Genomic DNA, 20,914 nt, shown 5'->3' with positions numbered 1-20,914 from the left:
TCAAACGATCATGGGAACTGGGCATATCACGCAGGTCATCGGTGCAGTCGTCGACGTGGAGTTTCCCGCCGGCCAGGTGCCGCCGATTCTCAACGCGCTGACCGTGACGAACGACGCCATCGACGACAAGCCGGACAACCTCGTTCTCGAAGTCGCGTCGCATCTCGGTGAGAACACCGTGCGAACGATCTCGATGGATTCGACCGAGGGTCTCGTTCGCGGGGCTGCGGTCAAGGATACCGGCGACAAGATCCTCGCGCCGGTGGGCGCGGCGGTCCTCGGGCGCATCATCAACGTCATCGGCCAGCCCGTGGATGGCGGTCCGGCGGTCAAGACCGACACGTATCTTCCGATTCACCGCGAGGCTCCTGCATTTACCGAGCAGGCGACGGGAGTCGAAGCGTTCGAAACCGGCATCAAGGTCGTCGACCTTCTTTGCCCGTACGCGAAAGGTGGAAAGATCGGCCTCTTCGGCGGCGCCGGCGTCGGCAAGACCGTCATCATCATGGAGCTGATCAACAACGTCGCGCAGCAGCACGGCGGCTATTCGGTGTTCGGCGGCGTCGGCGAGCGAACCCGTGAAGGCAACGATCTCTGGCACGAGATGAAGGAGTCGGGCGTCATCGACAAGGCCGCTCTCGTGTTCGGCCAGATGAACGAGCCGCCCGGAGCGCGCGCCCGTGTCGCACTGACGGCGCTGACCTGCGCCGAATATTTCCGCGACACCGAAGGCAAGGACGTTCTCCTGTTCATCGACAACATCTTCCGGTTCACGCAGGCGAACTCGGAAGTGTCGGCGCTGCTCGGACGCATGCCGTCCGCCGTCGGCTACCAGCCGACGCTCGCCACCGACCTCGGCACGCTGCAGGAGCGGATCACGACGACGACCAAAGGCTCGATCACGTCGGTGCAGGCCATTTACGTCCCGGCCGACGATCTTACCGATCCTGCCCCCGCCACCACATTCGCGCATCTTGACGCCACCACCGTTCTGTCGCGCCAGATCGCCGAGCTCGGAATCTATCCGGCCGTCGATCCGCTCGACTCGACGTCGCGGATCCTCGATCCGAACATCGTCGGCCAGGATCACTACAACGTCGCGCGCGACGTGCAGATGATCCTCCAGCGCTACAAGGATCTGCAGGACATCATCGCGATTCTCGGCATGGACGAGCTTTCGGAAGACGACAAGATGCTCGTCGCCAGAGCGCGAAAGGTTCAGCGATTCCTGTCGCAGCCGTTCCACGTCGCCGAAGCGTTTACCGGAACACCCGGCGCGTACGTGAAGCGCGAGGATACGATCCGCGCGTTCAAGGAATTGCTCGCCGGACAGCACGACGACCTCCCCGAGCAGGCCTTCTACATGGTGGGAACCATCGAGGAAGCGATCGCGAAAGCCAGGAAAATGGCGTCCTGAGCATGAGGCTCCGCATCATCACTCCGCTGCGGCCGGTCGTTGACGCCGAGGTCAGCGACTTCGTCGCGCCAGGCACCGAAGGCGAATTCGGCGTCCTTCCGCAGCACGTGGCATTTCTCGGCAGCCTCAAGCCGGGCATCGTCACGTACGTCGAAGACGGCACCCGAAAGCGTGTGGTCATCAGCGGCGGTTACGCCGAGGTTCGTCAGGACGTGATCACCGTGCTCGCCGACGACGCTCAGCTTCCGGAAGAAGTCGACGTCGAGGCCGCACGCGCAGACGCGGCACGGGTTCAGGAAGAGCTCTCCCGAGGCGCCGAAAGCGCCGAAGTCACAGAGCGGCTTCTTCGCGAGCTTGCGCTCGCCGAAGCGCGGTCGTCGGCAAGCACCCGATAGACGATCAGGCGTAGGTGGGGCCGCAGGCCTTGTCGTAACGCTGTTCGATCGCGCCTATAACGTGCGATCGATGGACCATTCGCCGCACCGCAACCGGCTCGCGTCCGAGTCGAGCGCCTATCTTCTCCAGCATGCCTCGAATCCGGTGGACTGGTTTCCGTGGGGCGAGGAAGCACTTGCTCTGGCCAGGAGTCTTGACCGGCCGATCCTTCTGAGCATCGGTTACTCCGCCTGTCACTGGTGCCACGTGATGGAGCGCGAGTGTTTCGAGAACGACGAGATCGCGTCGCTCATGAACCGCCACTTCGTCTGCATCAAGGTGGATCGCGAGGAACGCCCCGACCTCGACCACATCTACATGAAGGCCCTGCAGGGAATGACGGGTCGCGGCGGATGGCCAATGACGGTGTTCCTGACACCCGACGCCCAGCCGTTTTACGCCGGGACCTACTTTCCACCCGAGGACCGCAGCGGCATGCCCGGGTTCCCGCGCGTTCTGCTCGGCGTGGCGAACGCCTATTCGGAGAAGCGCAGCGACGTCGACGAGAGTGCGGCGCGCATGGTCGATTTCCTCGCGGCGTCTGCGCCGAGGGAACCCGCGGACATTCCGGAGTCCGGCGACCTGCTGGTTGGTGCTGCCGAGGCGCTGGTCCCGCTCATGGACGCCGAGTACGGCGGGTTCGGGCGGGCTCCGAAGTTTCCGGGAACGATGTCGCTCGAGCTGATGATGGAGGCCGAAGCAGCCTCGGACAGCGGGCAGTTTCGCGAGCTTGTCCGGACTTCGCTCGACGCGATGGCGGGCGGCGGCATTCGCGATCATCTCGGAGGCGGATTCCACCGCTATTCGGTCGATCGCACCTGGCTGGTCCCGCATTTCGAGAAGATGCTCTATGACCAGGCACTTCTGGCGGCACTCTACGTCGAGGCTTTTCGTTTCTTCGACGACCGGGACTACGCAAACGTCGCGCTCGAGATTTTCGATTACGTCACGCGCGAGATGACGTCGCCCGACGGCGGGTTCTTCTCCGCGCAGGACGCGGATTCCGAAGGCGAAGAGGGCAAGTTCTTCGTCTGGACCAAATCCGAAATCGTCGATGTGCTCGGCCCCGAGCGCGCGCGGATCTTCTGCGAGGAGTACGGCGTCACCGACGACGGCAACTTCGAAGGGCGCAACATCCTTCATCGCCCCGCGCGCCGGGCGGCCGGGCGCGTCGACGAGCGTGGCCTTGCCGCCGCCCGCGCAGAGCTTCTGGCCCGCCGAAGCTCGCGTGTCCCGCCCGGGACTGATCGCAAGATCGTCGCGGACTGGAACGGCCTGATGATCAGCGCGATGGCGTCCGGCGCGACGATCCTCGACCGCGACGACATCCTCGCCGCCGCAGCTCGCGCCGCACGTTTCATCCGCAGCGCGATGATCGATGCCCGCGGACTGCAGCACATCCACGCCGGCGGCGCCGCGAGAATCCCCGCGTTCCTTGACGACTACGCATTCTTCGGGCGGGCGTGCCTCGATCTTTTCGCCGCCGATCCTGCGGGAGAGCATCTGGAGACGGCGATTTTCTGTGCCGACCGTCTGCTCGCCGAGTTTTGCGACCGCGACGCCGGCGGATTCTTCTTCACCGCTTCGACGGGCGAGAAGCTCGTGGCCAGGACATGCGACCTTCATGACGGCGCCGTGCCGTCCGGCAATTCGGTGGCGGCCGAGCTGCTGCTGCGCCTGTGGACGCTCACCGGCGAGGAGCGTTACCGCGCTGCCGGTGAGGGCGTGCTCGAGAGATTTCTTCCCGAAGCCGCCGCCCGTCCATACGGAGCAGGCTTGATCCTGACCGTTGCCGCGCGCTATCGGCGTGGATTGAAAACGGTTGTGGTGGTGGGCGAAGAGTCGGCGCGTCGCCGGCTCGCGCGGGCAGCACGACTCGTTTTCGATCCGGGAAGCACCGTGATTGCGCTCGACCACGCTGACGACGGGTCGCTGGCCTCCGCGCTGCGCGGAAAGAAACCGCCAGCGGAGGGTGCTGCGGCATACATTTGCGAAGGCACGACGTGTACGATGCCGATCGTCGAGGAGCGCGAGCTGAGACGGGCTCTTCGACAGGGCGCGGCGCAGGCGAAATGAGCAGAAGGACTTCGTCGTCGGGCAGAACCTTTCTCTGCTGCGATCTCTCCTGGACGGTCGCCGGAGCGCTTTGTGTCATGCTTCCTCTCGCAGCCCTGGCCGATCCCGAACCGCTCGGGATGCAGGCCAGCCCCCGCGACCTTCCTGCCTACGCGATTACCCCGGCAAGCTGGCTGATCGGCACGGCAACTTCGCTGGTACCGCGCCAGGGCGAGACGTTTCTCGAAATCGGGGAGCAGTTCGACCTCGGCTACAACGAGGTCATCGCCGCCAATCGCAACTCCGATCCGTGGATTCCGAAGCGCGAGGAGCCGCTCGTCATTCCAAGCCGATGGCTTGTTCCGGACGCACCGCGGGATGGTCTGGTGCTGAACATCCCGGAGATGCGCCTGTACTACTTCCGCGATCATGGAAGCCGTGTGATCACGGTCCCGGTCGGACTCGGCCGCGAGGACTGGAAGACGCCGCAGGGCAGCTTTCGGGTACGCGGAAAAACCGTCAATCCGACGTGGGTGATCCCGGAGACGATCCGCAAGGAGCGTATCCAGGAGAACGGTTTCAGCGAGCATTCGATTCCGGGCGGCAGTCCCGACAATCCGCTCGGCAAGTATCGCCTCGAGCTGACTCTGCCGACCTACGGGCTTCACGGCAGCAACAAGGAATGGGGAGTCGGGATGCTGGTCAGCCACGGATGTCTTCGCCTTTACAATGAAGACATCGCGACCCTGTTCCCGATGATCGAAGTGGGGACGGCGGGCGCGTTCGTCTACCAGCCGGTCAAAGTCGGCAAACACAACGGCCGCGTGCTGGTCGAAGTCCACGACGACATCTACGGATTCGAGCCGGCGCTCTACAAGACGGCGATGCAGCTGATCGCAAAGCGGGGATGGTCTGCGGAGGTCGACCCGGAGCTGCTCGAAGCGACGATCGAAGCCAGAACCGGTGTGCCGACCGACGTGGGATGGGTCGCGGGGCCGACTGCGACCGCGAACTGATCCGTTCAAGACAGAAGCCTGGCAAAAAAGAAGCCCGGCCTCGTTAGAAGCCGGGCTTCGGGTTTTCGCATCGCAGCCTGAGCTACGAGGCCTGCTGCAACTCCTGCTCGCCGAGCTCGATCAGCTCGCCGAGTGCACGGCGCTCTGACAGAGGTACGATCTTCGCAGCGGAACGCCGAACGGGTCCACGCTGTTGACGCCACTTGGAAAGCCCGCGTCGAATGTATTCGGCGTTCAGGCTGAGGACCTCGCAGATGTTCTCATAGGCGAAGGCCCATTCCCGTTCGCCGGACTCGATCCACTCCTGCGCATCCTCGAAAAGAAGCCGGCCCCGTGGGTCACGAGCCAGCGCGTATTTCTGGTAACACTCGACGGCGTCCTGAAGGACCGCGAGCATCAGGCGACGCTCACGAACCAGACCGCCCTCGCGGGCAAAGGCAGCAAAGTATTGTGCCGGCAACAAAGTGTCCGGCTCGAAAAGGTTTACAAATCGGTCTGCCATGATGATCCCTCACTTGACGGACAAAGCATTCAAGCCCGAAGTGCCTGATGCGGAGCGTCATATAACACACCGGCCGCTCGCGATGGAAGATTCACGCGCATGAAATAAAATCCCCTAGAGAGTTAGCGATTCTTATTTCACCTGTGTCGGGGGGCGAAAACCGGTCAAAGCGCGGCCGCCGGAACAGGGTCGGCAATGATCAGGTACGCAACTTCTACTGCAAAAATGGATAGTTGGAATATCTACGCATTTCGCCGACCGCTGTAGCTGTGAGCGTCGCCGCTTCATCGAGCAACGCCGCGCGGAGCTCAGTATTATGCGTCCTCGCCAGACATTCGCACAACGCGGCGAGCGATCCGTCGAGCCGGTCCCAGCGCTCGAGCTCTTCTGCCATCGATTCGCCCGATTCGCGCCTCGTCCGCAGCCATTTCTGCCACTGGTCATGGAGCCGTCCGAGAGTATCGGGCGAGAGGTCCGCGTTTGTGGGCGCGGCGCTGCGATCCGGCGTTGCGTCGCGGGGTTCTCCGCGCTTTTTCGGTCGCGCGCTGTAAAGGGCAACGGGCCGCAGTGCACCTGTACCGGTCGCCCGCAGGCGCCCGATGACCGAGCCCACGATATGCTCGGAGATCTCCGCGGACCGATCGCGAAGCGGAAGCTCGAGCACCGTAGGCATTCGGCGATCGCCGGCCGAGGGACGGGTCGAATGGGAAGCCACGCGCTTCAGCGACACTCCGAGCTGGCTGCGCGTGACGACAATGGTTCCGGGCTGCTGCCTGGCGCCGGGCTCGACGATCACGAAGTCGCCGCGGCGGAACCCCAGCCCTTCAAACGCCGTTCCTTTGACCCGCAAGGCATAGAGCCGCCGCCGCTGCCATGCTCCCGGAGGCAGGTCGAGCCAGCGTTCTACGCGCCGGGGTGACAGGCCTTCGGGAGCTGTTGCGAGGGTCGGGGCAGGGTCGGGACGGCGACTTTGCCGACAGGCTTTCCGCTCGGATGGAGCATGTGCGGGCGCGTCAACCATGGATTGAGCATAGCGAAAGAAAAACGAAAGGCAAGGCGCTTTTTAAGGCCGCGGCGCGGCTATCGATAGGACGTCCCCTGGATCAGCCTGTCGATGCTTCGCCCCCATTCCCCTTCCCAGCGCTCGATGATCGACGTCGCGGGATTGCGTCTCTGCTGCACGTTGTCGGCCAGCTCGTCGAGATAGATTGCCTCGTCACGATCCTCGCCGTTGCGCTGTGCCTGACGCGCGAGCCCGCTGCGGGCGATGCTGACGATCTCGTTCGCGTAATCGCCGAGCGTCATGCGGCCGGCGCGCCCCGCAAGCCCGTTGCGAGCGGCGTTTTCATGAAGCTCCGGAAGGTTCGACGGCGCCCAGCTTCGCACTACGTCCCACGCCGCGTCGAGGCAGTCCTCGTCGTAGAAGATTCCTTTCATGAGCGCCGGCGTTCCCAGCATCAGATCGACCGGCTGGCTGTCCGCGGAACGCACTTCGATGTACGACTTCAGCCGCACCTCGGGAAACAGCGTGGTCAGGTGCATCGTCCAGTCGGCGATGGTCGCACGCTCGCCCGCATGCCCGTTCTCGAGATACTTGCGGAAGCTCATCCCGCCGACCTCGACATAACGTCCGTCGCGCCAGATGAAATACATCGGCACGTCCAGGGCGTATTCGGTGTAGGCGCGGAACAGCGAATCGGTCTGGAAGACGAACGGTAGCGATCCGCAACGATCGCGATCCGTATCGGTCCAGATGTGCGCGCGGAAGCTCTGAAAACCGGTCGGCGCGCCGTCGACGATCGGAGAATTTGCCGAGATCGCGACCAGCATCGGTCCGAGCGCGAGCGACACGCGCATCTTGCGGAGCGCGTCCTTTTCGTCCGAATAGTCGAAATTGCCCTGCACCGTCGCAGTCTGGCCCATCATGCGCCGACCGAGAGTCCCCGTCCGGCCCATGATTTCGCGCATGATCCTGTAACGCTGCTTGGGCATCCACGGAATGCGCTCGAGCGGCGTCTTGGGAACGATGCCGAGGCCGAGGAAGCGGATGCCGAGGTCGTCACCGACCGCGAGGATCTCGCGTACGTGCCGCCGGAGCTCTTCATACGCGCAGTGCAGCGAGTCGCACTGCTGGCCCGACATCTCGAGCTGGCCGCCCGGTTCGAGCGTGATCGACGACAGCCCATCCTCGAGCGCGATGACGCTCGTGTCCTCGTAAACCGGCTTCCACGGAGGAAACCGGTCCCGCAGCGATTCCAGGACGCGTCCGATTCCGCGTTCGCCCTCGTACGGCACGGCCTCGCCGGTCACCGCGTCCACGACCGGCTTTTCGTACTCTACGCCGATCCGCCACGCGTCGCGCGGTTTGCCGCCCGCGTGGAAGGTCGCTTCGAGCTCATCGATGCTCGTGACGAGCGGAGAGGAATTGCTGCTGACTGCCATGGAAATTCGCGCCGGACGCTACAGGAGAGACTTTCGCATTGCCATGCCGCCGCCGCGGGCGGCTCAGGCGGCAAAACGACGCCGGCCGCACGAGCCGCAGAATGAATCGGAGTCGCAAAACGGCGATCCGCATCCCGCGCAGAACCGGACCGGACCTTCGGCGGGGCCGGAGTCCAGCTTGTCCATTTCGTCCATCGCGTGGAGGGCCCGGCCTTCGTAGTCGGTGCGCAGCACGCGGTAGTCGTCGTCGCTCAGCTTGCCGGTCGCGCGATCGAAATCGGCTTCGGTGATGGCCAGCACCGCCACCGCCTTCTCCCTGGCCCACAGCTCTCCGCGACGGCCCGGAGCCTCCGCCACCGTCTCCCCGTCTCGAGCGAGAAGCGGAGAGATCACGAATGCGGCGACAGCCAGGATCAGCACGATCGCAAAAACCACCGTCACCGTTCCAGGTCCTCCACTTCGTGCCGGAGCTGAGCGAGCCGGCTGTCGGCGACTTCGACCGCCGCCGGGGTCGCAGCGACGTTCGACGGCGGCGCCGCAGCAACCCTGCGCCGGCGGAAGTACGCGAACATGGCGATCGCAGCCGTGACAATGGCGACGAGCGGCCCGATCCATGCGAGGAGGTTGAATCCTTCGGCGACGGGCGACGAGAGCACTTTCTCGCCGTATTCCTTCTTGTAGTAGTCGAGGATCTGATCGGCTGTCTGGCCTGCGGCGAGCGCTTCGGCGATATGCTTGCGCACCGGAACGGCGAAGCCGCATTCGAGGTGATTGCACGACGCAACCGTCAGCCCGCAACCGCACTGGCACGTGAGGCTCTCTTCGATCTCGCGCTGGGTGACGGTCGAAACGCCGAACGCCGGCGTCCACGAGGAGAGTCCAACCAGGATTGCGGCAAGGGCTACCGACAGCCGGAGACGCGCCATCAACGAACCGGGCCGTGGACGGCAGCGGTTTCCCTCGCGCGCTCGCGCTCGACGACGCGCCGTACAGGGAACGCGGCGACGCCGGTTCCGAGCACGAGAACGAACCCGCCGAACCAGAGCCACCAGACGAGAGGGTTGACGTAAACCTGGAACGTCGCCGTGCCGTCTTTCTCGAGCGTACCGAGCACGACGTAGAGGTCGTCCTTCATCGTCGAACGAAGAGCGATCTCGGTCGCGGGCTGCTCCGGCCGTTTGTAGAAGCGTTTCTCGGGTTGGAGCGTGGCAATCTCGCGGCCGCCCTCGGAGACGTGCAGCGTCGCAATCAGCTTCTGGAGGTGCGGATCGTCTTCGCCGCGCCAGTCTTCGTAACGAAGCGTATAGCCGGACACGGTGAACTCCTCGCCTTTCTTGACCGTGTGCAGCTCTTCGACCCGGTAGACCGAAGACATCGTGATGCCGAGGAACATGAAGACGATGCCGACGTGGATGATATAGCCGCCGTAGCGCCGCTGGTTCTTGCGCAGCAGCCCGCGAAGCGCGGTGCCGTATCCTTCGCCGACCATCGACATGCGCGCGCGTGCGCCGTTGTGAAATTCGGACACGACCGTGAACAGCACGAACGCCGCGAAGCTGACGACCAGCACCGCCGACATCGACCGCATTCCGAGCGCGAAAGCCGCCAGTCCGGCGACCAGCCCGAACCCCGCCGGCACGAGGAAAACGTCGCGCAGGTGTCGCATCGATGCCCGCCGCCATGCGATCAGCGGCCCGATGCCCATCAGCAGAAGCAGCGGAATCGCGAGCAGCGTGTTGACGAGGTTGAAGAACGGCGGACCGACGGTGATCTTGATGCCGCGGACGGCCTCGGAAAGCACCGGGAAGATCGTGCCCCAGAGCGTAACGAACGCGATACTGACGAGGAGCAGGTTGTTGAACAGGAACGCGGACTCACGCGACAGCAGGCTGTCGAGGTTGTGCCGCGGCCTGAGCTCCTTCAGGCGCCAGATGAGCAGCCCCGAGCTGACCGCCAGGATCAGGCAGAGAAAGCCCATGAAATACGGCCCGAGCCCGGACTGCGTAAACGAATGGACGGACGAGATCACGCCGGACCGGGTCAGGAACGTGCCGAAGATCGTCAGCGAGAACGTGATGATGATGAGGGCCATGTTCCAGACCTTCAGCATGTCCTTGCGTTCCTGGATCATCACCGAGTGCAGGTACGCGGTCCCCGTCAGCCACGGCATGAACGCCGCATTCTCGACAGGATCCCACGCCCAGTAGCCGCCCCAGCCGAGAACCTCATAGGCCCAGCGCGCGCCGAAGAGGTTGCCGAGCGACAGGAAGAACCACGCGGTGAGAACCCAGCGACGCGACGTACGGATCCACAGGTCGTCGAGCCGTCCCGTCACCAGCGCGGCGATCGCAAAGCCGAACGGAATCGTCCAGCTCACGTACCCGAGGTAGAGCGACGGCGGATGGATCTGCATCCAGTAGTTCTGCAGCAGCGGATTCAGGTCGGTGCCTTCGACGGGCACGTACGGAAGCAGCGCGAACGGCGGGGTAATGAACGCAAGAAGCGACAGGAAGAACGCGGCGACCGTGGCGCTGGTTGCCGTGACGTACGGCATCAGCGCACGATTGCGTGCGCGGTTCTGGTACTGGCAGATCGACAGGAACGTCGTCAGCAGCAGGCACCAGAACAGCAGCGAGCCTTCCATCCCTCCCCATAGGGACGTGATCTTGTAGCGCAGCGGAAGCGTCGTGCTGCTGTATTCTGCGACGTACTTCAGCCGGAAATCGTTGGTGAGAAGCGCGTGCAGCATCACGCCGACGGCAACCAGCACGAGGCCCCAGGTCGCATACGCCGCGTGCTCGCCGCTGGCGATCATGCGGCGGCGCGACCGCTGCGCGCCGGCAATCGACATTGCGATTGCGCAAAGGCACGTCGCAAGGGCGAGGTAGATCGCGAGCGTGCCGATTTCGATCATGACGGCTTGCCATTCCCTGCGCCGTTCGCGCTATCCATGGTGCCGGCCTTGGCACCGTCCTTGGCATTGTCCTTGGCGTTGTCCTTGGACTGATATTTGGACGGGCAGCTCGTCATCACCTTGGTGGCCTTGAACGGGCTGGCGCTGGTGTAGAAGCCTTCGACGACGACGTCGCGATTCTCCGCGAACATGTCGGGAAGAAGTCCTTCGTACTGGACCTTCACTTCTCCGGGCTGACCGTTCATGTCGACGACGGTGAAACGCAGGTCACGGGCAGTCGAGTTCCACTGCATCGAGCCGGGCGCAACCTTGCCGGCGATCCGTACCGTGGAATTGGCATACGCCTCGCCGGACCCCAGAAACTCCGGCACCGTAATCATGTACATCTTGGTTTGATCGACGCTGGTCCAGACCAGATAGCCGACCGTGGCGATGATGAGGCTGATTCCGGCAATGAATTTGAGCTGGCGTCCCATGAGTTCGATCCGCGTGCGCGGACCGCGAGCCTAACGCGGGGTAGGTCCGCGGACAACCGGGACGAACGGGTGCATTCCGCGTATTTTTGGCGCTGCCGTGCTGCGAAAACGCGTCAGTTGCGATGTCGTCGCGGCTTCGCGTCGCGGCCGGGAGTATCGTCCTCTTCGTGCGGAGCGAGTGGACCCTGTGAAAGCAGGTCTTCGGAAAGTTCCTCGTCGGACGCCGGCTCGCCGGGAATTGCATAGCTACCGTCCAGCCAGCGGCCGAGATCGATCAGCTTGCAGCGCTCGCAGCAGAACGGGCGGAACCTCGCCCCGGGCTCCACGCTCTGTTTGCAGGTCGGGCAGCGCATGGATGTCATCGTAGGATGCAGCCCGGCGATGTCCAGATCGAAGGTTGCGCCTTCAGCTTCTGGACTTTGGCTTGCTGCCGTAGTCGCCAAAGGGATCGTCGCGTTCGCGCACGGCTTGGCGGAATCCCACGTCCGAGGAGCGGGCGACGAAGTCGAGTCCCTCCTGCGTGTGCCGGGCGATGCCGTCGAACAGCACCCCGAGCGTGCGCGTCGACGACATCCCCATGTTCTCCGCGGTCTGATTGCAGAGCAGCTTCAGCATGATGAGCTGGCTGGTCGGCACCCGGGCCATGCGCTCGGCAAATGCCGTGGCATGCTCGAGCAGGCGATCGTCGGGGACGGTTTCCAGGATGAGCCCGATCTCCGCAGCTTTCTTCGCGACAATCTCGTCACCGGTCAGCAGGTAGCGCTTGGCCTGCTCGAGACCCATTCGGTACACCCACATCGCGGTCGTCGGCGTTCCCCACACCCGCGACGGTGGATAACCGAACGACGCACCTTCGGCGGCGAGGATGATGTCGGCGCACAGCACCATGTCGGTGCCTCCGCCGATGCACCACCCCTGCACGGCGGCGATCGTCGGTTTCCGGGCGTACCAGAGCTTCATGTAGGTCTCCACGAAGCGACCCATCATCCGCATGTCGGCGACCGAGTCCCAGACCCTGCGCGCTCCCTCGGCCGAAGCCTTGTCCTCGCGCGCCTGGCCGACGGTCGACCAGTCGAGGCCGTATCCGGCGCAGAACGCGGGGCCTTCGGCGCGCAGCAGAATCACGTGGACCTCTTCGTCGCGTTCGAGCTCGTCGATCGCATCGGCAAGCTCGTCGCGCAGCGCGGGAGTGATCGTGTTGTATTCCGACGCGCGCGACAGGACGACGTGGCCGACGCCACGAACGATCTCGGTTCTCAGGGTCGATGCCATGTGTTCTCTCCGGCCGCATATCCCTGCGGGCCAGGCTCGGCGCCCATAAAAGGAACTCTGCCAACGAATCGATGCATCGGCACGGGCGGGACTTGTGCCTGCACGATCAGGATCGGACGGAAAGAAGTGGAGCGGGCGACCGGGATCGAACCGGCGACGTCCAGCTTGGGAAGCTGGCATTCTACCACTGAATTACACCCGCTCGCGGCCGGCATCAGCTGGCGGCGACGGATGATGGGCGAGGTCGATCCTCGGGTCAACCCGTTCCCGATTGGCAGCGGGGATGCACATGCCGGGCGCACGCGACGGCCGCCGTAGAAATGTTTCGTCCATCTGCTAGAGGCCAAGCCATGGACGACCGGCCGAGCTGGGACGAATATTTCATGACGATCACACGCGAGGTCGCCGAGCGCTCGACGTGCCTGCGCGCAAAGGTCGGCGCGGTCATCGTTCGCGAGCGCAACATCCTTGCCACGGGGTACAACGGAGCGCCCGCCGGCATGCCGCACTGCCTCGACGTCGGATGCGAGATCTATGAATCCCGCAATCCCGGCGGGGAGGTCGTGCAGAACTGCTTTCGGACGATTCACGCGGAAATCAACGCCATCGCACAGTCGGCGCGGCAGGGAACGGCAATCCGCGAAGCCGACATCTACGTGACGCACACGCCGTGCGTCCACTGCTTCAAGACCATCGTCAACACCGGCATCCGCCGGATCTTCTACGAAAAGCCGTACAAGCTCGAGACGATCGCGGAGCTTCGCGAACGGTCGGGTGTCGACCTCGTGCAGGTCGTCCTGCCCAATCGAAGCTGAAGACGCGCGACCGCCCCGCGAATCCGCGAGACGACCGCCGGTTGCGGCGCGCGCCTGAAACCCGCGACAGACCGCTACAGGCCGAGAAGCCCTTTCAGCTCGGCGCCGGTGTGAGATGCGGCGCAGCCCGCGACGTCGAGCGGGCTTCCGGCCACGACCACCTTGCCGCCCTTATCTCCGCCTTCGGGCCCGAGATCGATCACCCAGTCCGCATGCGCGATGAAGTCGGTATGGTGCTCTACGACGAGCACAGAATGCCCGCGCGCGACCAGCCCGTCGAGCACCCCGATGAGCGTGTGAATGTCCTGCAGGTGAAGGCCCGTCGTCGGCTCGTCGAAGATGAACAGCGATCCGCGACCGCGCTTTTCCTCGACCAGGAACGCCGCGAGCTTGAGCCGCTGGGCCTCGCCGCCCGACAGGGTCGACGTCGATTGTCCGAGCGTCAGGTACCCGAGCCCGACCGATTTGAGGCAGCGCAGCTTGGAAGCGATCGCACCCCGGTCCGAGAAGAACTCTGCCGCCTCGTCGACCGTCATCGCGAGCACGTCGGTGATGTTGCGATCGCGGTAGCGAACGTCGAGCACGTGCGGCTTGAAGCGGCGCCCGCCGCATTCGTCGCACGGCACTTCGATGTCGGCCATGAAGTGCATCTCGAGGGTCGTGATCCCGGTGCCCTGGCAGTGCTCGCAGCGCCCGCCGGGCGTGTTGAACGAAAACGCACCGGGCGTGATCTTCGTGCGCCTCGCCTGCGGCGTTGCGGCAAACAGCTTGCGGATGTCGTCGTATGCCTTGAGGTACGTGACCGGGTTCGAGCGCGCCGAGCGGCCGATCGAGGCCTGGCTCATCATCAGCACGTCATCGAGCCGCTCGAAGCCGTCGATGCCGTCGCAGCGGCCGGCATCGTGACCGCCGAGCCCGCGCTGCAGCAGCCAGTTCTCGTAGAGCACCTGTTCGACCAGCGTCGATTTGCCCGATCCCGAGACGCCCGTCACGCAGACGAACCGCCCGAGCGGGATCTCGACGCGGTCGATCGCGAGGTTGTTCTCCTTCGCACCGCGGATGACGATCGATCCGCGATCGAGAACCTTCGCGGCGCGCTTCTCCTGCCGGTGCACGGTGCGGATCAGGAGCAGCCTGCCGGTGGCGCTCTCACGCCCGGGAAGTCCCGACGGTTTGCCCTCGAACATCACGCTGCCGCCGCCGGCGCCGCCGCCGGGCCCGAGATCGATCACATGGTCGGAGCCCTGGATGATGGTCGGATCGTGCTCGACCAGCACCACGGTGTTGCCCATCTTGGTCAGATGTCGCAGTACCTTGAGCAGGCGCCGGCTGTCGCGCGGATGCAGGCCGACGGTCGGTTCGTCGAGCGCATAGAGCGTATCGGTCAGCGCGCTGCCGAGCGCCGACGCGAGGTGGATTCTTTGCGCTTCGCCGCCCGAAAGCGTGCGCGCCTGGCGGTCGAGCGTGAGATATCCGAGGCCGACTTCCTCGAGATATCCGAGCCGCGCGCGCAGCTCGCGAAGCACCGACTCGGTGCGGCTCGCCGCGGTAGCATCGAGGTCGAGCCGTGCCAGGAAGCGTGAAAGCTTCGAGATCGCCATTGCGCTCAGCTCGGCGATGTTCTTGCCGGCGAGGCGCACGCTGAGCGCCTCGCGCTTCAGACGGGATCCCTCGCACTCGCCGCACATGCGGTAGCTGCGGTAGCGCGCGAGCAGGATGCGCACGTGCGTCTTGTAGCGGCGCTCCTCGAGCCAGCGGAAGAAACCCTGCACGCCCGGATTTCGCTTGTCGCCTTCGAAGATCCAGCGGCGGTCTTCCTCGGCAAGCTGCGAGAACGACACCTGCGTCGAGATTCCACGGCGCTCGGCGGCCTGCAGGAACTTCTGCTGGAAATCGACGTATGCGGGCGTGCTCCATGGTGCGATCGCACCATCGCTCAGCGAAAGGCGCTTGTTCGGCACCACCTTGTCGCGATCGATGTCGACGACGCGGCCGAACCCCTCGCAGCGCACGCACGCGCCGAGCGGGTTGTTGAAGCTGAACAGGTGCGGGCTCGCGGCCACGTGGTCGCGCCCGCATGCGCGGCATGCGAGGCGCGTCGTGAAGCCGACGGCGGTGCCGTCGTCGAGCAGCAGCACTCGGGCCGAGCCCGCACCGATCTGGAACGCGCGCGCGAATGCTTCAGCCGCTCGCGTCAGACGGTCGGGCCCCGGTGAAAACCGGTCGATCACGACTTCCGCGACCCCCGCTGCGAAAACTTCGACGTCGACCTCGTCGATCGGGACAGCTTCTCCTGCTGTCATCACACGTCCGTACCCCTGGCGCTGCAGGGTCTGGCGCGCCTCGGCCGCATCCATGCCGTGGAAGTCGATGTTTGCCGTGATCGCGACGCGTCGTCCGCCATGCGCGGCCGTGAGCGCATCGGCCGCCGACGAGACCGTGTCCGCGCGGATCTCGCCGCCGCACTCGCTGCAGCGCGCGACGCCGGCATGGGTCATCAGCAGCCGCAGGTAGTCGTGGACTTCGGTGACGGTCCCGACCGTCGAGCGTGCGTTCTTGATCGCGTTCTTCTGTTCGAGCGCCAGTGCGGGGGGAATGTCGCTGATCGAATCGACGTCCGGACGTTGCATCTGCTCGAGAAACAGCCGGGCGTACGTCGACAGCGACTGCACGTAGCGGCGCTGCCCCTCGGCGTAGAGCGTGTCGAAGACCAGAGAGGATTTGCCGGATCCGGATACACCCGTCACCACGGAGATCCGGCGCGCGGGGAACTGGCAGTCGATGCCCTTCAGGTTGTGGGTGCGGGCCCCGGCGATTTTGATGGCGCGTTTCAAGCGGGCGATCGTTCGGACCGAATGCCTCGCCCCCGGGCTGGTTTCGCCGCTCGCGACCCGCGAAGCCGGAGCCTGCGGGCCGGTCGCGGTGTCCCATGGAGGCTCATCCGCTACGGTCCAACGGCCGAACCTATCACAGCGAATCGGACCCGCAATTTTTCGAGCCAGCTCGCAGGGGCGCGTCGCAGCCGGTTCGCTCTCGCCTCGAAGCACCTCCCGGCGCGCGCAGCTCGGCGCAAAACTCACAGCATCGCGACCGTTTTCGGATGCGGCGCGAGGAAGGCATCCTCGCGTCGTGACGCACGCGTCGACGATGCCGGCACCGCCGCAGCCACTCGTCCCCTCAGGCTGGCTATCCGTGCCGGGTCTGCTCTGCGGCTTCGGTGACCGCAGCGCCGAGCCGCCGCCGCAAACGGTGCTGCTCGTGCGCCAGGTGCACGGCCGCCGAATCGTGGAAGGAAATCTGCAGGCGTACGCGGCGGACCATCCGGACGGCCTGCGGCGGATCGACGAGGAAGCCGACGCGCTCGTCGCGCGGCAACCGGGAATCGTCGTCGGCGTGCGTACGGCCGACTGCGTTCCGATCCTTCTCGTTGCGCGCGAATCGCGGTGGGCGGCCGCGGTGCACGCGGGGTGGCGCGGAACGCTGGCGGAAATCGTGCGGGAAGCGGTAGCTGCGGCGCGCGCGGCCGGTGTGCCGGCATCGGAGCTCGAGGCAGCACTCGGTCCGAGCATCGGCCCGTGCTGTTACGAGGTATCGCCGGAGCTCGCCGCCGATTTTTCGCGTGCCGGAATCGCTCCGGCGTACGGCGGCGACGATCGCGAGCGCAAGGACGCTGCGGCTGACATCGCGCTGCGGCCGCATCTCGATCTGCGACTGGCCAACCGGATCCTGCTCGAGCAAAGCGGCGTATCCGCAGAGAAGATTCAGCTCGTCGGTCCGTGCACGCGCTGCGCGCACGAGCGTTACCATTCGTATCGCGCCGAGCCCGGGTCCGACGGACGACAGGTCAGCTGGATCGGCTGGAAGTAGTGCCAGTGCGTCGCGGCGGTCCGAACGCGTTTTCGGGATCCCGGACCGATTCGATCACCGTGCGCGCCATCACCGACGCCTGGTAACCGTCGATCAGCCGATGGTCGAACGTCGCACCGATGTTGACCATCGGCGCCGCGATCACCTGCCCGTTCTCGGCAAGCGGCCGCTCGCGAATCTCTCCGACCAGCAGGACGATCGGTGAGCGGCTGATCGGAACCAGCGGAGCCAGCCCATTGCCGAGCCCGAATCCGCCGACGTTGGAAACCATCGCGCCGCCGAACTGGTCGTACGCGATGCCGATCGCGGAGAGATCGAGCTGGAGATCGAACGTCAGGAAGCTCGTCAGGCGCAGCAGCGGCCGCAGCAGAAAATCGGGCATCCGCGACAGTGATTTCTTCGTCGCTTCCGAACCGCGATCGCGGCCGGAGCGTACGGCGGCGACCGAGTATGCAAGCTCCTCGGCAATCTCGGCGGGCGACTTGCGGTCGGCGTGGCGAACCTTGACGCCGGACAGATCGCGGCCGCCGTCGGTGGCGACCTGACAGTAGATGTCGACGCTGTCGCGGATATAGACGCGGCCGAGTGCGATCATCGCGTTCGCGGCAGGGGTTTCGGCCAGCGCCTTGGCGATCGCCTTGATGACCAGGTGCGTGGGGGTCACGCGCGATCCGGGGATCGCGTTGATCTCGGCGAGCCAGGAAAGGGTTTTCCGCATGTCGACTTCGAGCACGCCGTAGACGGTCGGATCGGTGGGCGCGCGCCAGACGTGCACGGCGAGCCGGCGCCATGGGGATAGCCGCTCGGCTCGGCGGAAGCGCGGCGGGGCATCTGGAGTCGCTTGCTGTCGGGGAATTGCGTCTCGTTGCGCCGGAATTGCCGCCTGCTGGTCCGTGACCGCTCGTCGCTGCTGTGGCACCGCTGGTGGCTGGCTCGACATCGAACGTGGTTGCGGCTGGGAACGGCCGCCAAGCGTGGTGTATAAGAGCGTGGCCAGATTCGGAAGCGGCCGGCGGTTGGCACGAGTCAACAGGCGGCGAGCGAGAGAGAGGAATTTTATGAAGCCCAGATCCGACTCCGTTCTCAGGGCCCGTCTCGCGGCGGTTCTGCTCGCTTCCGCGATTGTGCTTCCGGCTTCGACTTCCTTCGCCGAATGGAACTCGACCTATCCGCCCGACGGCGACCATCCGCTGCGGATCGCCCACTACTTCATCGATCCGATCGGAAGGTTCCTCGAATGGACCGTCACCCGCCCGATGGCCAGGGTCGGCGCCTACGTCGCGCCGTATGAGCACATCGACAGCAGGTCGTTCAGCGGCTGCTCGCGCGAACGGCCCGCCCGTTCGTGCACCAACGTCATCAAGTAGTCTCCCCGAAGTAATCGCCGGCGCTTACGCCACGATCTCCAGTCGCGCCAGGTGCGCGACGAGCTTCTTCAGTCCGAAGCGCTGGAACTGCACGATCAGCTTCTCGCTTTCGCCGGTTCCATCGGTCTCGCGCACCGTTCCCGTTCCGAACATCGGATGAACGACCCGCATCCCGGGCTTGTAAAGGCTGCCGGGACGCGCGACCGGCGCCGGCTTTGTTTCCGGCCGCCGCATGGTGCGCGACGGTGAAACTGTTGCGCTGCGAACCGGCGCATCGTCGCGCCAGTCGTGCCATTCCCGTGACCACCCGTCGTCGAACCGTTCCTGGGCCGGCTTTTCGCGAAGCGCGGCCGGCTCGAGGTGCTCGCTCGAGCTGCGCTCGTGGACCAGCAGGGCGGGCGGGATCTCGTCGAGAAAGCGCGACGCGAAGTTGTACTGCACCGATCCGAACACGTAGCGCCGCCGCGCTCTCGTCAGGACCAGACGCTCGCGCGCGCGCGTCATCCCGACGTAACAGAGCCGGCGCTCTTCCTCGACGCCGCGCTCGTCCTCACCGACCGAGCGCGAATGCGGAAAGACGCCTTCCTCCATGCCGAGCATGAACACGTGCGAGTACTCGAGGCCTTTCGAGTTGTGGACCGTCATCAGCGTGACGGCCTGCTCGCGGCTCTCGTAGCTGTCGACGTCGGACGCGAGCGCAAGGCGCTCGAGAAATCCGACCAGCGGCGACGGGATTTCCGGATTGGCGGCCGCATCGAACTCTTCGTCGAACATCTGCGCGACGCTGACGAGCTCCTTGACGTTTTCGATGCGTCCGGTCGGATCGTCGTCGGGCCGGCCTTCGAGGTACGCGAGGTAGCCGGTATCGTCGAGAATCCGCAGCAGAAGCGGCGCAACACCATCGAAGACGCCTTCCAGCCAGCCGTGCGCCGCCGTGCGGAACTGCACCAGGCGCGAGCGGGCCGCGCCGCCCAGGGTCACCGCGAAGCTGTCGTCGGCAATCGCTTGCCATACCGACGTTCCCCTGGTCGGCTCCCGCGGGTCGCGCGGTGCGCGCGCGGCACAATCGAGAAGGCGTTCCCAGGTGGTCCGGCCAATGCCGCGGGCCGGGACGTTGATGATGCGTTCGAGGCTCAGGTCGTCGGCCGGGTTGTTCGCGAAACGCAGGTACGCGATCAGGTCGCGCACCTCCCGGCGTTCATAGAAACGCGTGCCGCCGACGATCACGTACGGCATGCGCGCGCGCACGAGCTCTTCCTCGATCGCGCGCGACTGCGCGTTGGTGCGGTAGAATACCGCCGCGCGGCCGCGCGCCGCACCGAGCGACATCAGGTCGGCCGCAACGTAGCGCGCTTCGTCGCGTTCGTCGCTGGCGTGGTAGACGGTGATCTTCGCGCCCGGCTCGGCGTCGGTCCACATCGTCTTCGAATGACGGCTCTCGTTCTTTGCGATCACCGCGGCCGCGGCGTCGATGATGTTGCGGGTCGACCGGTAGTTCTGCTCGAGCCGGATGACCTTCGCGCCGGGAAAATCGCGCTCGAACTCGAGGATGTTTCGCGGGTCGGCGCCGCGCCATGCATAGATCGACTGGTCGTCGTCCCCGACCACGCACAGGTTGCGGTGATGCGCGGCAAGCATGCCGACCATCAGGTACTGGGCGCGGTTGGTGTCCTGGTACTCGTCGATGTGCAGGAAGCGGATCGACCTCTGGTAGCGCTCGAGAACTTCCGGATGGGACTGGAACAGGCGCAGGATGCCGGTGATGAGATCGCCGAAGTCGACGGCGCCCATCGTCGCGAGCCTCTGCTGGTAGCTCGCGTACAGGCTTGCCGCATCGACTTCCGCCGCCGTTTCGGCCGCCGCCATTGCATCCGACGGGTTGCGTGCGTCGTTCTTGGCCGCATCGATGAAGCTGCGGAGATACTCCGGCCGCACGCGGTCCTCGGCGAAACCGGAAGAGATGATCACGTCCTTCAAAAGCCGGACCTGGTCGTCGGTGTCGAGAATCGAGAACGACGACGGATATCCGAGCAGCCCGCCATGGCGGCGAAGAAGCCGCGCGCCGATGCCGTGAAACGTGCCGACCCACAGCTCGTCGGCCGCGCGTCCGACCATCGCGCGACAGCGCTCGACGAGCTCGCGCGCCGCCTTGTTGGTGAACGTGACGGCGAGTATCTCGTTCGGGTACGCAAGACCGCTTTCGAGAAGACGTGCGATGCGATGCACCAGCACGCGTGTCTTGCCGCTGCCCGCGCCGGCGAGGACGAGAAGCGGTCCTTCGTGATGCTGGACCGCTTCGAGCTGACTTGCGTTGAGAGTCATCGGGGAAACTGGGA

General features: G+C 65.1%; 19 protein-coding genes and 1 tRNA gene. 7 read left to right on the top strand and 13 right to left on the bottom strand.

The window, feature by feature from the left end; translation table 11 throughout:
* Window positions 1-10 precede the first annotated feature (10 nt).
* The 4 genes from atpD (at window position 11) to VN634_07630 (ending at window position 4,923) form a co-directional block, all read left to right on the top strand.
* Window positions 11-1,417, top strand: coding sequence for a F0F1 ATP synthase subunit beta (gene atpD, locus VN634_07645; GenBank protein HXC50738.1), 1,407 nt, complete (start codon window positions 11-13; stop codon window positions 1,415-1,417).
* Between the two features lie 2 nt (window positions 1,418-1,419).
* Entirely contained in the window at window positions 1,420-1,812 is a 393-nt protein-coding gene (gene atpC, locus VN634_07640; protein ID HXC50737.1) for an ATP synthase F1 subunit epsilon, read from the top strand.
* A 70-nt stretch (window positions 1,813-1,882) separates the two neighbouring features.
* Complete coding sequence (locus VN634_07635; GenBank protein HXC50736.1) at window positions 1,883-3,928, top strand: thioredoxin domain-containing protein; 2,046 nt, start codon at window positions 1,883-1,885, stop codon at window positions 3,926-3,928.
* A 77-nt stretch (window positions 3,929-4,005) separates the two neighbouring features.
* On the top strand, window positions 4,006-4,923 hold the full coding sequence (locus tag VN634_07630; protein ID HXC50735.1) for a L,D-transpeptidase family protein: 918 nt from the start codon (window positions 4,006-4,008) through the stop codon (window positions 4,921-4,923).
* Window positions 4,924-5,005: 82 nt separating this feature from the next.
* Here the strand turns inward: VN634_07630 and VN634_07625 are convergent, their stop codons facing one another.
* From VN634_07625 to VN634_07580, 10 genes are all read right to left on the bottom strand, one after another.
* On the bottom strand, window positions 5,006-5,425 hold the full coding sequence (locus VN634_07625) for a hypothetical protein (GenBank protein HXC50734.1): 420 nt from the start codon (window positions 5,423-5,425) through the stop codon (window positions 5,006-5,008).
* A 214-nt stretch (window positions 5,426-5,639) separates the two neighbouring features.
* Window positions 5,640-6,446, bottom strand: coding sequence for a S24 family peptidase (locus VN634_07620; protein HXC50733.1), 807 nt, complete (start codon window positions 6,444-6,446; stop codon window positions 5,640-5,642).
* A gap of 59 nt (window positions 6,447-6,505) precedes the next feature.
* The gene (locus VN634_07615; protein ID HXC50732.1) at window positions 6,506-7,867 is read right to left on the bottom strand and encodes a glutamate--cysteine ligase; all 1,362 of its coding nucleotides are present in this window, start codon (window positions 7,865-7,867) and stop codon (window positions 6,506-6,508) included.
* 63 nt (window positions 7,868-7,930) lie between these two features.
* Entirely contained in the window at window positions 7,931-8,308 is a 378-nt protein-coding gene (locus VN634_07610; protein HXC50731.1) for a hypothetical protein, read from the bottom strand.
* Window positions 8,305-8,793: a cytochrome c-type biogenesis protein CcmH gene (locus tag VN634_07605; protein HXC50730.1), complete on the bottom strand. Its 489-nt coding sequence runs from the start codon at window positions 8,791-8,793 to the stop codon at window positions 8,305-8,307. The genes VN634_07610 and VN634_07605 overlap by 4 nt, the downstream gene beginning before the upstream one ends.
* Window positions 8,793-10,781 carry a heme lyase CcmF/NrfE family subunit gene (locus tag VN634_07600; protein HXC50729.1) on the bottom strand — a complete coding sequence of 663 codons (1,989 nt, stop codon included), beginning with the start codon at window positions 10,779-10,781 and terminating at the stop codon, window positions 8,793-8,795. The genes VN634_07605 and VN634_07600 overlap by 1 nt, the downstream gene beginning before the upstream one ends.
* Complete coding sequence (locus tag VN634_07595) at window positions 10,778-11,257, bottom strand: cytochrome c maturation protein CcmE (GenBank protein ID HXC50728.1); 480 nt, start codon at window positions 11,255-11,257, stop codon at window positions 10,778-10,780. The genes VN634_07600 and VN634_07595 overlap by 4 nt, the downstream gene beginning before the upstream one ends.
* 113 nt (window positions 11,258-11,370) lie before the next feature.
* Entirely contained in the window at window positions 11,371-11,619 is a 249-nt protein-coding gene (locus VN634_07590) for a DNA gyrase inhibitor YacG (protein HXC50727.1), read from the bottom strand.
* Between the two features lie 43 nt (window positions 11,620-11,662).
* Window positions 11,663-12,529 (bottom strand): crotonase/enoyl-CoA hydratase family protein, encoded by an 867-nt coding sequence (locus tag VN634_07585; GenBank protein ID HXC50726.1) that lies wholly within the window; start codon window positions 12,527-12,529, stop codon window positions 11,663-11,665.
* A gap of 127 nt (window positions 12,530-12,656) precedes the next feature.
* A tRNA-Gly gene (locus VN634_07580) sits at window positions 12,657-12,731 on the bottom strand.
* A 148-nt stretch (window positions 12,732-12,879) separates the two neighbouring features.
* Between VN634_07580 and VN634_07575 the strand changes: the two genes are divergently transcribed.
* Window positions 12,880-13,344, top strand: a complete 465-nt coding sequence (locus tag VN634_07575) for a cytidine/deoxycytidylate deaminase family protein (protein ID HXC50725.1) — start codon at window positions 12,880-12,882, stop codon at window positions 13,342-13,344.
* A 74-nt stretch (window positions 13,345-13,418) separates the two neighbouring features.
* Here VN634_07575 and uvrA read toward each other — a convergent pair whose 3' ends face one another.
* Window positions 13,419-16,178: an excinuclease ABC subunit UvrA gene (uvrA, locus tag VN634_07570; GenBank protein HXC50724.1), complete on the bottom strand. Its 2,760-nt coding sequence runs from the start codon at window positions 16,176-16,178 to the stop codon at window positions 13,419-13,421.
* 358 nt (window positions 16,179-16,536) lie between these two features.
* Here uvrA and VN634_07565 point away from each other — a divergent pair, with 358 nt between their 5' ends.
* Complete coding sequence (locus tag VN634_07565; protein ID HXC50723.1) at window positions 16,537-17,211, top strand: polyphenol oxidase family protein; 675 nt, start codon at window positions 16,537-16,539, stop codon at window positions 17,209-17,211.
* Here VN634_07565 and VN634_07560 read toward each other — a convergent pair.
* Window positions 17,189-17,986, bottom strand: a complete 798-nt coding sequence (locus VN634_07560) for a 2-oxo acid dehydrogenase subunit E2 (GenBank protein HXC50722.1) — start codon at window positions 17,984-17,986, stop codon at window positions 17,189-17,191. The two genes, VN634_07565 and VN634_07560, sit on opposite strands and share 23 nt — an antisense overlap.
* Window positions 17,987-18,269: 283 nt before the next feature.
* On the opposite strand from VN634_07560, the gene VN634_07555 reads away from it, so the two are divergent.
* Window positions 18,270-18,578, top strand: a complete 309-nt coding sequence (locus VN634_07555) for a hypothetical protein (protein HXC50721.1) — start codon at window positions 18,270-18,272, stop codon at window positions 18,576-18,578.
* 24 nt (window positions 18,579-18,602) lie between these two features.
* Here the strand turns inward: VN634_07555 and VN634_07550 are convergent, their stop codons facing one another.
* Window positions 18,603-20,900 carry a UvrD-helicase domain-containing protein gene (locus tag VN634_07550; GenBank protein ID HXC50720.1) on the bottom strand — a complete coding sequence of 766 codons (2,298 nt, stop codon included), beginning with the start codon at window positions 20,898-20,900 and terminating at the stop codon, window positions 18,603-18,605.
* Window positions 20,901-20,914 lie beyond the last annotated feature (14 nt).

The organism is Candidatus Limnocylindrales bacterium (genome assembly GCA_035571835.1).
GTDB lineage: Bacteria > Desulfobacterota > Binatia > UBA1149 > CAITLU01 > DATNBU01.
The sequence above is the reverse complement of the archived record's forward strand: the minus strand, read 5'-3'. Positions and strand labels throughout refer to the sequence as shown.

Bases quoted from the DNA above. Each gene is read 5' to 3' on its own strand.
- atpD (HXC50738.1), top strand. From the start codon at position 11: ATGGGAACTGGGCATATCACGCAGGTCATCGGTGCAGTCGTCGACGTG.
- atpC (HXC50737.1), top strand. From the start codon at position 1,420: ATGAGGCTCCGCATCATCACTCCGCTGCGGCCGGTCGTTGACGCCGAG.
- VN634_07635 (HXC50736.1), top strand. From the start codon at position 1,883: ATGGACCATTCGCCGCACCGCAACCGGCTCGCGTCCGAGTCGAGCGCC.
- VN634_07630 (HXC50735.1), top strand. From the start codon at position 4,006: ATGCTTCCTCTCGCAGCCCTGGCCGATCCCGAACCGCTCGGGATGCAG.
- VN634_07625 (HXC50734.1), bottom strand. From the start codon at position 5,425: ATGGCAGACCGATTTGTAAACCTTTTCGAGCCGGACACTTTGTTGCCG.
- VN634_07620 (HXC50733.1), bottom strand. From the start codon at position 6,446: ATGGTTGACGCGCCCGCACATGCTCCATCCGAGCGGAAAGCCTGTCGG.
- VN634_07615 (HXC50732.1), bottom strand. From the start codon at position 7,867: ATGGCAGTCAGCAGCAATTCCTCTCCGCTCGTCACGAGCATCGATGAG.
- VN634_07605 (HXC50730.1), bottom strand. From the start codon at position 8,793: ATGGCGCGTCTCCGGCTGTCGGTAGCCCTTGCCGCAATCCTGGTTGGA.
- VN634_07600 (HXC50729.1), bottom strand. From the start codon at position 10,781: ATGATCGAAATCGGCACGCTCGCGATCTACCTCGCCCTTGCGACGTGC.
- VN634_07595 (HXC50728.1), bottom strand. From the start codon at position 11,257: ATGGGACGCCAGCTCAAATTCATTGCCGGAATCAGCCTCATCATCGCC.
- VN634_07590 (HXC50727.1), bottom strand. From the start codon at position 11,619: ATGACATCCATGCGCTGCCCGACCTGCAAACAGAGCGTGGAGCCCGGG.
- VN634_07585 (HXC50726.1), bottom strand. From the start codon at position 12,529: ATGGCATCGACCCTGAGAACCGAGATCGTTCGTGGCGTCGGCCACGTC.
- VN634_07575 (HXC50725.1), top strand. From the start codon at position 12,880: ATGGACGACCGGCCGAGCTGGGACGAATATTTCATGACGATCACACGC.
- VN634_07555 (HXC50721.1), top strand. From the start codon at position 18,270: ATGAAGCCCAGATCCGACTCCGTTCTCAGGGCCCGTCTCGCGGCGGTT.
- VN634_07550 (HXC50720.1), bottom strand. From the start codon at position 20,900: ATGACTCTCAACGCAAGTCAGCTCGAAGCGGTCCAGCATCACGAAGGA.